The 11,808-nt window shown below is 71.6% G+C and carries 12 protein-coding genes; 6 read left to right on the top strand and 6 right to left on the bottom strand.

Annotated features, from left to right (window positions below; translation table 11 throughout):
* The first annotated feature begins 20 nt into the window (after positions 1-20).
* Both F603_RS0123480 and rbsD read left to right on the top strand, forming a co-directional pair.
* Complete coding sequence (locus F603_RS0123480; protein WP_019548390.1) at positions 21-959, top strand: ribokinase; 939 nt, start codon at positions 21-23, stop codon at positions 957-959.
* Positions 956-1,366 carry a D-ribose pyranase gene (gene rbsD / locus F603_RS0123485; protein ID WP_019548391.1) on the top strand — a complete coding sequence of 137 codons (411 nt, stop codon included), beginning with the start codon at positions 956-958 and terminating at the stop codon, positions 1,364-1,366. Before F603_RS0123480 ends, rbsD begins: the two co-directional genes overlap by 4 nt.
* A gap of 663 nt (positions 1,367-2,029) precedes the next feature.
* On the opposite strand, the gene F603_RS0123490 is transcribed toward rbsD, so the two are convergent.
* The 4 genes from F603_RS0123490 to F603_RS0123505 all read right to left on the bottom strand — a co-directional run bounded on the left by F603_RS0123490 (position 2,030) and on the right by F603_RS0123505 (position 6,273).
* A complete protein-coding gene (locus tag F603_RS0123490; RefSeq protein WP_019548392.1) occupies positions 2,030-2,800 on the bottom strand; it encodes an MgtC/SapB family protein in 771 nt (256 codons plus the stop codon).
* A 370-nt stretch (positions 2,801-3,170) separates the two neighbouring features.
* Positions 3,171-4,016: a sugar phosphate isomerase/epimerase family protein gene (locus tag F603_RS0123495; protein WP_019548393.1), complete on the bottom strand. Its 846-nt coding sequence runs from the start codon at positions 4,014-4,016 to the stop codon at positions 3,171-3,173.
* Positions 4,013-5,167: a DUF993 family protein gene (locus F603_RS0123500; protein ID WP_019548394.1), complete on the bottom strand. Its 1,155-nt coding sequence runs from the start codon at positions 5,165-5,167 to the stop codon at positions 4,013-4,015. The genes F603_RS0123495 and F603_RS0123500 overlap by 4 nt, the downstream gene beginning before the upstream one ends.
* A complete protein-coding gene (locus F603_RS0123505; protein WP_425427010.1) occupies positions 5,164-6,273 on the bottom strand; it encodes a Gfo/Idh/MocA family protein in 1,110 nt (369 codons plus the stop codon). Before F603_RS0123505 ends, F603_RS0123500 begins: the two co-directional genes overlap by 4 nt.
* 263 nt (positions 6,274-6,536) lie before the next feature.
* On the opposite strand from F603_RS0123505, the gene F603_RS0123510 reads away from it, so the two are divergent.
* Positions 6,537-7,376 carry a sugar phosphate isomerase/epimerase family protein gene (locus F603_RS0123510; protein WP_019548396.1) on the top strand — a complete coding sequence of 280 codons (840 nt, stop codon included), beginning with the start codon at positions 6,537-6,539 and terminating at the stop codon, positions 7,374-7,376.
* 78 nt (positions 7,377-7,454) lie between these two features.
* On the opposite strand, the gene F603_RS0123515 is transcribed toward F603_RS0123510, so the two are convergent.
* Both F603_RS0123515 and F603_RS0123520 read right to left on the bottom strand, forming a co-directional pair.
* A complete protein-coding gene (locus F603_RS0123515) occupies positions 7,455-8,864 on the bottom strand; it encodes a S28 family serine protease (protein WP_019548397.1) in 1,410 nt (469 codons plus the stop codon).
* A gap of 380 nt (positions 8,865-9,244) precedes the next feature.
* Positions 9,245-9,646 (bottom strand): hypothetical protein, encoded by a 402-nt coding sequence (locus F603_RS0123520; protein ID WP_158678676.1) that lies wholly within the window; start codon positions 9,644-9,646, stop codon positions 9,245-9,247.
* Between the two features lie 402 nt (positions 9,647-10,048).
* Between F603_RS0123520 and F603_RS0123525 the strand changes: the two genes are divergently transcribed.
* The 3 genes from F603_RS0123525 to F603_RS34785 form a co-directional block, all read left to right on the top strand.
* Positions 10,049-10,552: an NUDIX domain-containing protein gene (locus F603_RS0123525; RefSeq protein WP_019548399.1), complete on the top strand. Its 504-nt coding sequence runs from the start codon at positions 10,049-10,051 to the stop codon at positions 10,550-10,552.
* Between the two features lie 296 nt (positions 10,553-10,848).
* Positions 10,849-11,646, top strand: a complete 798-nt coding sequence (locus F603_RS0123530) for an SAM-dependent methyltransferase (RefSeq protein WP_019548400.1) — start codon at positions 10,849-10,851, stop codon at positions 11,644-11,646.
* A gap of 28 nt (positions 11,647-11,674) precedes the next feature.
* On the top strand, positions 11,675-11,808 hold a 134-nt coding region (locus tag F603_RS34785), incomplete at its 3' end, for an SAM-dependent methyltransferase (RefSeq protein WP_211231119.1).

An 11,808-nucleotide genomic window follows, 5' to 3' on the forward strand; every position in this document is an offset into this window, starting at 1 on the left:
GAGCACAGGGGAGAAGCCGGATGCACAGGTTGGACCTGCTGGTGGTGGGGTCGGCCAACGCGGACCTGGTGATCGGCGTCGAGCGCCGACCAGCAGCCGGCGAGACGGTCCTGGGGTCCGATCTCGCCGTCCACCCCGGCGGCAAGGGCGCCAACCAGGCCGCGGCGGCGGCCCGGCTCGGCGCACGCACCGCCCTCCTCGCCCGTGTCGGTGACGACGCCCACGGCAGACTGCTGCGCGACGCGCAACAGGCCGTGGGCGCCGACACCACCGGGCTGCTGCACGGCGGACCCTCCCCCACGGGCGTCGCCCTCATCACCGTCGACGCGGCGGGGGACAACAGCATCGTCGTCTCCCCCGGCGCCAACAACCGCCTCACCCCTGACGACGTGGCGCACGCGGAACCGCTCTTCGACGCGGCGGCGGTCGTCTCGCTCCAGTTGGAGATCCCGCTCGACACGGTGGCGGCCGCGGTCCGCGCCGCCACCGCCGCGGGCTCCCGGGTCGTACTCAACCCCTCGCCGCCCGCCGCGCTTCCGGACGACGTGCTCGCCGTCTGCGATCCGCTCGTCGTCAACGAGCACGAGGCGCGTCGCCTGTTGGGCGACGACGCGCCCGAAGGCATGGACGGCGGTCCCGAGGTGTGGGCCAGGGCGCTGAGCGCGCGCGGCCCCCGCAGCGTGGTCGTCACCCTCGGCGCCGAAGGCGCGCTGGTGTGGGACGGGGAAGCGGTGACGGTGCCGAGCCCCGAGGTCGCGGCCGTGGACACCACGGGTGCGGGCGACGCGTTTACGGGGGCGCTCGGCTGGCGGCTCGGCCTCGGGGACACGCTCGTCGAGGCGGTCGGCTACGCGGTGCGCGTCGGCGCCGCCGCGGTGACGAAGGCCGGGGCGCAGGAGTCGTACCCGGGCCCTGGCGAGGTGGCGGAGCTGACGGCGCAGGAAGGTGCGGGCCGATGAAGAGGGCCGGCGTACTCAACCGTCGACTCAGCGGCGCACTCGCGCGCTTGGGCCACACCGACCTGGTGGTCGTCTGCGACGCCGGGCTGCCGATCCCGGAGGGCCCTGGGGCGCCGCGCGTCGTCGACCTCGCGTTCCGGGCCGGGGTACCAAGCTTCGCCGAAGTGCTCGACGGGCTCCTCGACGAACTCGTCGTGGAGGGCGCCACCGTCGCCGAAGAGGTGGAAGGCGCCAATCCGGAAGCTGCCGCGCGGCTCCACCGGCTCTTCGACGGCGTCGAGTCGGGCCTCGTCTCCGTCTCCCACGAGGAGCTGAAGGCGCTCACACCGCGCGCGAAGCTGGTCGTGCGCACCGGGGAGACGCGCCCGTACGCGAACGTGGTGCTGCGGTGCGGGGTGCCGTTCTGAGGTGTCGTTCCGGCTGCTCAACGCCCTTCCGTGCGCCGTGGGTTGATCACGACGTGTCCGTGCCTCCCGTCCCCGTGCCCGGTCGGCTCCGAGGACTTGTACAGCTCCCGGGTGCACCGCCTCATGCCTGGCGTCCGAACGCCGTCGCCGGGAACGGGTTGCGACGGATGTCGTCCATGTGCAGGGAGAGGCGCCCGTAGGCGTACTGCGCGGACCCGACGGCTGCGTCCCGGGCACGAACCGCTGCTGCTGCGCGGGCAACTGCAACAGCCCCTGCGCCCGGCCGCTCCTCCCCGTCAGCCGCACGACCTGCGCACCGCGCTTCGCCGCGGACACCCGCAGGGCGATGACGTCCTCTCCGGCACCCCGAACCGGCAGCATCCGGTCACCGCTGCCGACCGTCCCCTTCCACGGCTTCTCTCCCGAGCGCGGCTCGAAGGCCGCGATGCCGTCGCGCCCCACCGATGCCTCCGCGTGCTGCGGCCGAGTGGCTGTGAAGAGCTGCCCGCCGGCTGCCACGGAAAAGGGGTACATACGGCCGACCAGGTCGGCGCAACCGGGTTCGTACTCCTCGCAGAGCCGGCGAACCGCAACAGGTACGTACTGTCATCGCTCAACCACCCCCGCACGGCACCCGGTTCGGCGCCCTCAGCGGCCTGCCCCTCACTCCGTCGACTCGTCGTGGTCGAGGTACACCTCGAGCACCCCTTCCAACTCGCTGATCTGCGTGACGAGTTCGGGAACCTCCCCGGAACCGTCGAGCCGCACCTGTACCGTGACGGCCTCGGTGGCCGCCCCGTCCTCGGCCGACGGTTCGCCCGGTCGGCGTGCCACCCGTGAGGTGGAGACGTCCGCGACGACGAAGCCCGCGCCGGTGATCCGGGAGAGCACCTCGCGGAGGAGTCCTCTGCCCTCCAGGTAGCGGACGTTGAGGGTCGGTGCCGGTGACGTCCAACGGTCGGTGGCCCAGCGCGTGGCGTACGGCAGGAGGAGGATCGCGACGAAGTACCCGGCGGTGGCGAGGAGCGCGAGCAGCAGCAGGCCGGCTCCTGCGGCGGCGCCGACGGCTGCCGTGAGCCAGATGCTCGCGGCTGTGGTCAGCCCGCGCACCGCGTCGCGTTTGACGAAGATGATGCCGCCGCCGATGAACCCGAGCCCGGAGACGATCTGCGCCGCCACCCGCGAGGGGTCGAGCACCACGTCGTCCTGGGAGAGCACGTCGCCGAAGCCGTACTTGCTCACCAGCATGAAGAGCGCGGAGGCGAACCCGACGACGGTGTAGGTCCGCAGGCCCGCCGCCTTCTGCTTGACCTCCCTCTCCAGCCCGATCAGCGCGGAGAGCACGAACGCGGTGCCGAACTCCCCCATCTGCTTCCAGCCCTGCCCGTCGAGCGAGGTGAGGGCGTACTGCGTGAGGCTCCCTTGGTCCGTCATAGCCGCACCTTAGGACGCCGACCGACGCCGTGCGCGCCGCGGCCCGCGGTGGCGGACACGGGGGCTATCGCCCGTGGGTGCGGTGACGCCGTGGCGAGCGCGGTCCAACGGTGCAGGGTGTCTCTGCGCCGTGTGCCCCATCCCGGATCAACTGCGTGCCGGGCGTGCGCTGTTGAGTGGTGCACGGGCGAAACAGAGCTGTCTTCGCTGTAGCGGGGGGCGTGGATCGGCGGGTCCGGACCGGACGCCGGTTCGTCGATCCGTGTGCGAACGCGGGGCTCCCGTGCACGCCGGCCGACTTCGGCCGGGTCGTGGTTCGGGCGAACCCGAGCACCGGTCGTTCACCGCCCAGACGCGCACGACCCGACGTTCATTCCGCCGCGTACCGCAGGTACCGCTCGACGGTCTCCCGGAGCACCTCGGCCCCGTCGCGCGCTCGCAGCGACTCGTTGAAGAGTTCCACTTCGACGGGTCCCGTGTATCCCGCCGCTTCGGCAGCACGTCGCAGGCCGCGCAAGTCCACGCAACCGTCGCCGAGTTGGCCTCTCCCCAGGAGGACGCCCGCGGGGAGCGGCACCGTCCAGTCGGCGAGTTGGAGTGCGGCGATCCGGCCCGCTTCGCCCGCCCGCGAGAGCAGTTGCGGGGTCCGCTCGTCCCACCAGACGTGGTACGTGTCCACGACGACGCCCACCTCCTCCGCGGGGAACGGCTCGGCGAGTTCGAGCGCCTGCCCCAGAGTCGAGACGACGCACCGGTCGGAGGCGAACATCGGATGGAGCGGCTCGACACCGAGTCGGACCCCGTGCTCGCGCGCGTACGGCACGAGTTCGGCGAGCGCCTCACCGACCCGCCGCCGCGCCGCGCCCAAGTCCCGCTCACCGGGCGGCAGTCCGCCGGAGACGAGGACGAGGACGGGGGCGCCGAGCGCGGCGGCCTCCCCGATCGCCGCACGGTTGTCGTCCAAAGCACGTCGGCGCTCGGGCCCTTCGGGTGCCGTGAAGAACCCTCCACGGCACAGCGACGTGACGGCGAGTCCGTGCTCGGCGAAGAGTCCGGCGGCGGCCTCCACGCCGTACCGCCGCACCGGCTCGCGCCACAGTCCGACCCCGCCGACGCCCAGCGCCGACGCCTCCTCAGCAAGGCGGGGCAGCGGGAGTTGGGCGACGGTCTCCTGGTTGATCGACAGTCGCGAGAGGGCGTCCGGTGCCGTGTTCACGCCTCCACCCCGCGCTCGGCGAGCACGTTCCGCATGCGGGACTCGGCACGCTCGGGGTCGGGGAAGAGGCCCAACTCGTCGGCGAGGCGGTACGCACGGGCGAGGTGCGGCGCGTCCCGGTGCCGTTCGGCGCCGTCGAGGAGCGCGAACTGCGCCTGGTGGCCCGCGAGATGGGCGAGGAGGGCGACTCCGGTCTTGTAGTGGCGGGTGGGCGCGGCGAAGAGGTGGCGGGCGAGCGGCACCGTCGGGTCGAGCCTGGCGCGGAAGCCCGCGGTGTCGCCGGTGTCGAGAGTGCGTACGGCATCGGCCGCGAGGGGGGCGAGAGGGCCGAAGACGCCGAGCAGGGCGTGGCTGAAGCCGCGGCGGTCGCCGGCGATCAGTTCGGGGTAGTGGAAGTCGTCGCCGGTGTAGCAGCGGACGCCGTCGGGGAGGCGGCGCCGCAGCGCCACCTCGCGGCCGGCATCGAGCAGGGAGACCTTGACGCCGTCCACCTTGTCGGGGTGGTCCTCGATCACCTTGAGGAAGACCTCGGCCGCCGCATCGAGGTCGGTGCTGCCCCAGTACCCCTCCAAGGCGGGGTCGAACATCGGGCCGAGCCAATGGAGGATCACCGGCTCGCTCGCCTGCCGGAGGAGGTGGCCGTAGACCTCCAGGTACTCGTCCTCGCCCGCGGCCGTCGCCGCCAGCGCCCGGGAGGCCATCAGCACCGCCTGCGCCCCCGTCTCCTCGACGGCTCCGAGCTGCTCCTCGTAGGCCCCGCGCACCAGCCCGACGCCCCCCGACTCCGCCTCGGCCACCGTGAGTTGATCGGTCCCCGCACCCGCGGCGAGCGTCCCGCCGAGGGCACGCGCCTGCGCGGCGCTCCGCTTCGTCAGCTCGGCAGCCGCCGCCCACGACAGCCCCGCGCCGCGCTGCGCCGTGTCCATCGCCTCCGCCACGCCGAGCCCGCAGTCGAAGAGGTGCCTCCGGAGGGCGAGCGTCGCCTCCCAGTCGATCCCGTACGGCTCCGATGCCGCGGGGACCACGTGTGCGGCGGCGAGGATCGCGCGCGACGCCGGGCGTGCACCGCTCGGGGCGCGTACCGCCGGGTCGGGTCGCCCGCGCGGGGTGTACGTCTCCCACCCGCCTGATACGTCGGGGAGTCGGATCACAGCGCCAGCTCCGGCACGTCGACGCGACGCCCCTCGCTCGCCGACTCCTCGGCGAGCTCCGCGAGTTGGACGCCCCGGGCTCCTGCCAGGAGATCGGCCTCCCACGGGGCGCCCTCCACGACGTGGCGGAGGAACCGCTCCCACTGCGCCTTGAACCCGTTGCCGAACTCGGTGTTCTGCGGCACCTCCTGCCACTGCTCGCGGAACCGCAACCCTTCCGGGAGGTCGGGGTTCCACACCGGGCGCGGCGTCACGGCGCGATGCTGCACCCGGCAGCCGTGCAGCCCGGCGACGGCCGACCCTTCGACGCCGTCCACCTGCACTTCCAGCAGCTCGTCCCGGTGCACCCGTACCGCCCAGGACGAGTTGAACTGCGCGACGACGCCGCCGTCGAGGCCGAAGACGGCGTAGGCGGCGTCGTCCGCGGTCGCCGCGTACCGCCGCCCCGACTCGTCGGTGCGGTGCGGCAGATGCGTCGCCGTATGGGCCTGTACGGAGCGGACGGGCCCGAAGAGGCCGCGCAGGAGGTACTCCCAGTGCGGGAACATGTCGGCGACGATGCCGCCGCCGTCCTCCCTGCGGTAGTTCCACGAGGGGCGTTGCGCCGGCTGCCAGTCCCCCTCGAAGACCCAGTAGCCGAACTCGCCGCGCACGGAGAGGACTTGGCCGAAGAACCCCCCGTCGAGAAGCCGCTTCAGTTTGCGCAGTCCCGGCAGGTACAGCTTGTCCTGCACGACGCCGTGCCGGACGCCCGACTCCTCGGCGAGGCGGGCGAGTTCGAGCGCCTCGGCTGCGGTGCCCGCGGTCGGCTTCTCCGTGTAGACGTGCTTGCCCGCGGCCAGGGCGCGGCGTACGGCGTCGGCACGGGCCGAGGTCGTCTGCGCGTCGAAGTAGACGTCCACCTCCGGGTCGGCGAGGACCGCGTCGAGGTCGGTGGAGACCGCGTCCGGGTCGAGGCCGTGGGTGGTGGCGATCTCCCGCAGGGCCTCCAGCCGGCGTCCCACGAGGACGAGTTCGGGCCACAGCAGTCGGCCGTCGGCGAGCCGGAGGCCGCCCTCGGCCCGCAGTGCGAGCAGCGAGCGGACGAGGTGCTGGTGGTATCCCATGCGGCCGGTGACGCCGTTGAGGGCGATCCGGAGGGCGGTGCGTTCCACGTCGTGCTCCCTCAGCAGGCCGGGCGGACGGCGGCGACGGGGCACCCCGGCTCCGCGCCACAAGGTAACCGCGGCACGCACGGGGCAACAAGAGGACGTCACAGCGCCGCGAGCCCCTCTCCGCCGAGGCCCGAAACCCCCAACACCGCACGTATCATCTCAAGTTCGCGTACGGGACTTGTCGCAGGACACACTCATCTGATCGGCTGACCCGCATGCGACTCGCCTTCTCCACGCTCGGCATGCCCGGGCTCCCCCTCTCCGAGGTGGCCACCCTCGTCGCCGGCGGCGGATTCCACGGCGTCGAGCTGCGCGTCCACCCGGAGGAGCCGGTCCACACCGGACTACGACTCACCCAACGGGTGGACGTCGTGGAGGAGTTCAAAGAGGCAGGCGTCGAGATCCTCGCCCTCGCCGGGTACGCGCGCGTGGCCGAGGCGGGCGAGGACGAGCCCGTACTCGACGAGGTCCGCGCCCTCGCCGAACTCGCCAGGGACCTCGGCGCACGCGCGGTGCGCGTCTTCCCCGGCGGCGGCGAGCAGTCGCAGGAGGAGGCCGACGCCACGGCAGCGCGCCGCCTCGCCAGATGCGCCCCGCTCGCGGCCGACCTGGGTGTGCGCCTCCTCCTCGAGACCCACGACTCGCACGCCTCGGCCGCCGCTGCCGCACGCGTCGCGGCCCGCGTCGACCACCCGTCCGTGGGTGTCCTTTGGGACACCCTCCACACGTGGCGTGCAGGCGAGACCCCGGCCGAGTCGTACACCGCTCTCCACGGCCACCTGGGCTACACACAGGTGAAGGACGCACCCTCGCGCGAGGACACGACGCCGCTCCCGCCGGGCGAGGGCACCGTTCCGCTCGACGAGGTGGTGCGCGCCGTCTGCGCCTCGGAGCCCCCCGGCGAGTTCGGCACGGGGGCGTGGCTCTGCTGGGAGTACGAGAAACGCTGGTTCGCCGAAGTACCGTCGGCGGCACCCTTGTTGGCGGAGGTGGCCCGCCACCTCCGCGGGCTCCACGCCTCCGCCGTCGGCGAGCCGCCTCTCACGGAGGCGTGAAACGGCCGGCCCCGCGTCGCAGGGGCCGGCCCCGCAACGCGGAGCCGGCCCCTCAACACCGCCCGGAGGCGGACCGGTTCAGGGACGGAGCGTCATGTGCCGCTCCTGCGGCTTGTCGAGCCGCTTGTCGTAGGGCGTCAACCGCTTGACGGAGGCGCCCGGTTCGACGTCGACGCCGCCCCACTTCATCAACGCGCGCGTCGCCGCGGCGCGGTCGTCCTCGGCGAGCTTGGCGATATTCGCACCGTGGTTCTGCCCGGGCGCCACGTACACGTGCGCGTCCTCGGCGCCCCTGCCGACCTCGAACGGCTCGGCGCTCCACGGGTCGTTCTCACCGTTGACGAAGAGCATCTCCGAGGAGCGGTGCTTCACCCAGCGGTCGATGTCGCGCATCGCCCTGCCGCCGTCGTACTTCATCGGGATGTCCCTCGGGACGTACGTGCGCGGGGAGTTGATGCCCGGGTACTTGCGCACGTCGTCGAGGAGCGGCTCCTCGTAGTCGGGCGAGCCGAGCTGCGTGCCCGCCTGGTAGTAGTACGGCGTGTACGGGAGCATGCCCTGGTCGGTGCCCGCGTCCCAGCCGCCGATCTCGTCGGCCCACTCGTAGAGTTCGTCGGTCGGCGCGTCCTTCGACGGCACGTCCCCGCACTCGTCGAGCAGGTGGTACTGCCAGAAGCCCCACACCAGGTCCTGCGCCACGATCTCGAAGGCGCGGTCGGCGTCGCCCGCCAGCTCGAAGGTGTAGCCCTCGTCCTTCGCCCACTTCTCCAGGCGGGAGACCATCTCGTCGCGGCGGTCGAAGAGCTCGTGCTGGACGTCGTTGAGCCGGTCGCGGCACTCCTGGGTGCCCACGTTCGCGAAGAAGTCGTAGTACGCGGAGTCCTCGTCGTTCTCCACGTCGTTGGGTGCGACGTAGGCGACCGTGCCGTCCATGTCCTGCGGGTAGAAGCGGCGGTAGTAGGTGGCCGTCATGCCGCCCTTCGAACCGCCCGTGGAGATCCAGTTGGCGCCGTAGATCCGGTTGAGCGCCTTGAAGATGCGGTGCTGGTCGCTGGCGGCCTGCCAGATGTCGAGCTTCGACCAGTCGGCCAGCTCGGGACGCGAAGGCTCGAAGAACCGGTACTCCATCGAGACCTGGTTGCCGTCGAGCATCTGTGTCGGCTCGCTCCTGCTCGGGTCCTCGCTGAGGCCGTACCCCGAGGTGAAGAAGACCATCGGGCGGTTCTCGCCCTTGTGCAGGATGGAGATCCGCTGAGTGAAGGTGCCCTTGCGCGGATGCCGGTGATCGACCGGCTGCTCGAACCCGAGGACGAAGAACCGGTACCCGTCGACCGGCTTCTCCTCGATGAGACTCATCCCCGGCACCGCAAGTATGCGGTCCTTGATGTCGGTACGCGCCTCCGTGGCCGCGCCCGCCGGAGCACCGCCGAGCCCGACGGCGCCTATGAGCACCACGAGCGACAGCACCCATCTGAGCGTCTTCCGCATTCGCCCTCCCCTGGGGTCGATTGGGTCAGCGCGAACCTATCGGCGCGACTCCGGCACCGCCAGCCCCAGTTGAGCTGTTCGGACCAGCACCGGCGGAAGGCTGTGCTCCGCGGCACGACCGGCGGGAGCCCGACCTACGGCGGCATCGGCTGCGCGCTGAACCGTCCTCGGGGCCGCGTCGTGAGGCAGTCTCACTCGCGTAGCTGCCCAGCCGTCAGCCTTCCGCCGACGGTTCCGGAGCGTCCGTGGCGTACGCGGACGTCCGTCACCGGCTCAGCGACGGCAGGCGAGCTCGTCCGCACCTGCTCGCATTCTGTGGCGCTCACTTGCTCACGGCGCTCCCGCGTGCTGCCTCGACCCACCCTTCAAGGACCGGCCGCTCACTCACTCGCTTTCCTCCTGCCGACCCACCAGTCGAAGAGCCGGGAAACGCCGAAAACGACGAATGAGGCTTGGAGCGCGATGAAGCTCCCTCGCCGGAAGGCGCTCCACCACGGGACACCGGGGTGCACCAGAGCGTCAACCAGTGCCGCGACGAGCGCTACACAGCAGACAACACCGAGCACGGCCACAGCGCATTTACTGAAGACACTCCACTGGCGGGCCTGTGGCTTCGTCGCCTCGAACTCTGCGAAAGCTATTCCGCCCTGCATGTGTCTTCGCATCATGAGACCGAACAGAGCGAGTGCGCAAGCGATCAGCGCACCGCCCAGAATGATCTGAGAAAGGTCTCTGCCTAGGACCCCCGCGACCAACGCGGCGATTCCGATCACGATCATCACGGAGTTGAAAACAGCGATACGCCGCATAGCGTCCCACAACATAGAACTTCTCCGATTCATGGCCTGAAACGGTTCCACAAAAATCTCCCGGTGACGGACGAGTTCGCCACGGGGAGGTCCCGCCTCTTTTCCTGCCGGCGTTGTGTCCGAGCGTCGGGGCTGTCGAAGCAGCCTCGGCCTGCTTCCCGTGCTCCTCCACCATCACAACGGCCGGCCGTGCGGGAGCCCTCGCCGTCGCTGGTCATGGAGTTGAGCGTGCCCCCGGCTTCGCGGACCAACCCCGTGTCCACCTCACCCGCCGGCAAGTGCACGGCGCAGCACGGGCGTTGCCGCCCGCGGAGTGCCATGGGCGACGAGTCGCCCCGCCACGTGGAGGAAGCCGGGGAAGGGCATACTCCCCCCATGACCGACGCCTCCCCCGCCGAGCCCTTGGCCGCCGGCCCCCTCGGAATCCAGCTTCTCTCCTTCGCCTACGACGACGTGGAGGACCGGCGGTTCGACGACGCGCCGCTCGCCTACGTCGTCACGGCGCTCTTCCACCGCGGCCGGTTCCTCCTCGTCCACGTGGGCAGCCGCGGGTGCTGGGAGCTGCCCGGCGGCGGGATCGAGCGCGGGGAGCGCGCCAGGGACGCGGCCGTGCGTGAACTGTGGGAGGAGTCGGGGCAGTCGGTGGACGCCGGGGGGACGCGGTTCGTCGGGTATGCGCGGACCGTGCTCGGGGCGTCCGGCAACGTCCGCTACGGCGCCCTCTACACCGCGGAGACCGACGCTCCTCGGCCCTTCGTGCCCAACTCCGAGACGTCGGCGATGCATTGGTACGCCGAGGACGAGCCCCCGTCCGGCGGTGTCCTGCAGACCTGCGACACCTATCTGGGCGCGCTCTGCCGCGGGCGCCCTACGGCGTAGGGCGGAAGGCCGGCCACCCACACCGGTTTTCCACTCTTCCCCCACCGCCTGCGTCCCGGGCACGGTCATCGCCCACGGACTGCACCGAACCCGTCACACGCGGCGACGCGCGCATGGACAAGACGTGGCGAACTCGCCTGCGTGCAAAGGTAGTTGGCCGAACCACAGCAGTCCGCGGAACCGTCTCAGGCAAACCCCGCCCCAACTCGCCGCCGTCCGGCCATACTCGGATCTTCACCACTTCGCCACGCTTACCAGCCGCACCACCCGCCGACCCGACGACGCCCGGAGGCCCGATGTCCGACCACCCGCACGAGACGATCGACACCTCGCGTCCGCACCCGGCCCGGATGTACGACTACTACCTCGGCGGCAAGGACTGGTTCGAGGCCGACCGCAGGATGGCCGAGGAGGTGGTCAGCGGTTTCCCTGCGGTACGCACGTGGGCGAGGGCCAACCGGCAGTTCATGCACCGGGCGACGCGCGCGCTCGCCCGCGAGGAGGGTGTCCGCCAGTTCCTCGACCTCGGCACCGGCATCCCCACCAAGCCCAACCTCCACCAGGTCGCCCAGGCCGAGGCGCCGGAAGCCCGCGTCGTCTACGTCGACAACGACCCGCTCGTCATCGAGTACGCCGACGCGCTCCTCCGCGGCACCCCGCAGGGCCGCACCACCTACCTCGAGGCCGACGTCCGCACCCACGACCTCCTCGCCGACCCCAGCATCACCGACACCCTCGACCTGGAACGCCCCGTCGCACTGAGCCTCGTGGCGCTGATGCACTTCATGCCCGACGAGGAAGAGCCGTACGAGTTGGTCCGCCGCCTCCTCGACCGGCTCGCCCCCGGCAGCTTCCTCGTCCTCTCCCACGCCACAGCGGACTTCGGTGACAACGCCAGACAGGTGCGCGAGATGTACGAGGGTCGGGGCATCAGCGGCCGCCTCCGCTCGGGCGACGAGGTGGCGGGCTTCTTCGAGGGACTCGACCTCCTCGACCCGGGCCTCGCCGTCGGCCACCGCTGGCGCCCCGACGAGGAGCCCCGACTCCCGGACGCAGAGGTCGGCTTCTACGCCGGCGTCGCCCGCAAGCCCTGACTCCCGTACCGGACACAGGAGTTCGCCCATGGAGAACCCGGCACGCGAGACGATCGACACCTCACGCCCGCACCCGGCCCGGATGTACGACTACTACCTCGGCGGCAAGGACTGGTTCGAGGCCGACCGGCAGACAGCCGAACAGGTCGTCGCCCGCTTCCC

Source organism: Streptomyces sulphureus DSM 40104, from assembly GCF_000381025.1.
Lineage (GTDB): Bacteria > Actinomycetota > Actinomycetes > Streptomycetales > Streptomycetaceae > Streptomyces > Streptomyces sulphureus.

What these genes read in the sequence shown, in the direction of transcription:
- F603_RS0123480 (WP_019548390.1), top strand. Translation starts at nt 21, where the DNA reads ATGCACAGGTTGGACCTGCTGGTGGTGGGGTCGGCCAACGCGGACCTG.
- rbsD (WP_019548391.1), top strand. Translation starts at nt 956, where the DNA reads ATGAAGAGGGCCGGCGTACTCAACCGTCGACTCAGCGGCGCACTCGCG.
- F603_RS0123490 (WP_019548392.1), bottom strand. Translation starts at nt 2,800, where the DNA reads ATGACGGACCAAGGGAGCCTCACGCAGTACGCCCTCACCTCGCTCGAC.
- F603_RS0123505 (WP_425427010.1), bottom strand. Translation starts at nt 6,273, where the DNA reads ATGGGATACCACCAGCACCTCGTCCGCTCGCTGCTCGCACTGCGGGCC.
- F603_RS0123510 (WP_019548396.1), top strand. Translation starts at nt 6,537, where the DNA reads ATGCGACTCGCCTTCTCCACGCTCGGCATGCCCGGGCTCCCCCTCTCC.
- F603_RS0123515 (WP_019548397.1), bottom strand. Translation starts at nt 8,864, where the DNA reads ATGCGGAAGACGCTCAGATGGGTGCTGTCGCTCGTGGTGCTCATAGGC.
- F603_RS0123525 (WP_019548399.1), top strand. Translation starts at nt 10,049, where the DNA reads ATGACCGACGCCTCCCCCGCCGAGCCCTTGGCCGCCGGCCCCCTCGGA.
- F603_RS0123530 (WP_019548400.1), top strand. Translation starts at nt 10,849, where the DNA reads ATGTCCGACCACCCGCACGAGACGATCGACACCTCGCGTCCGCACCCG.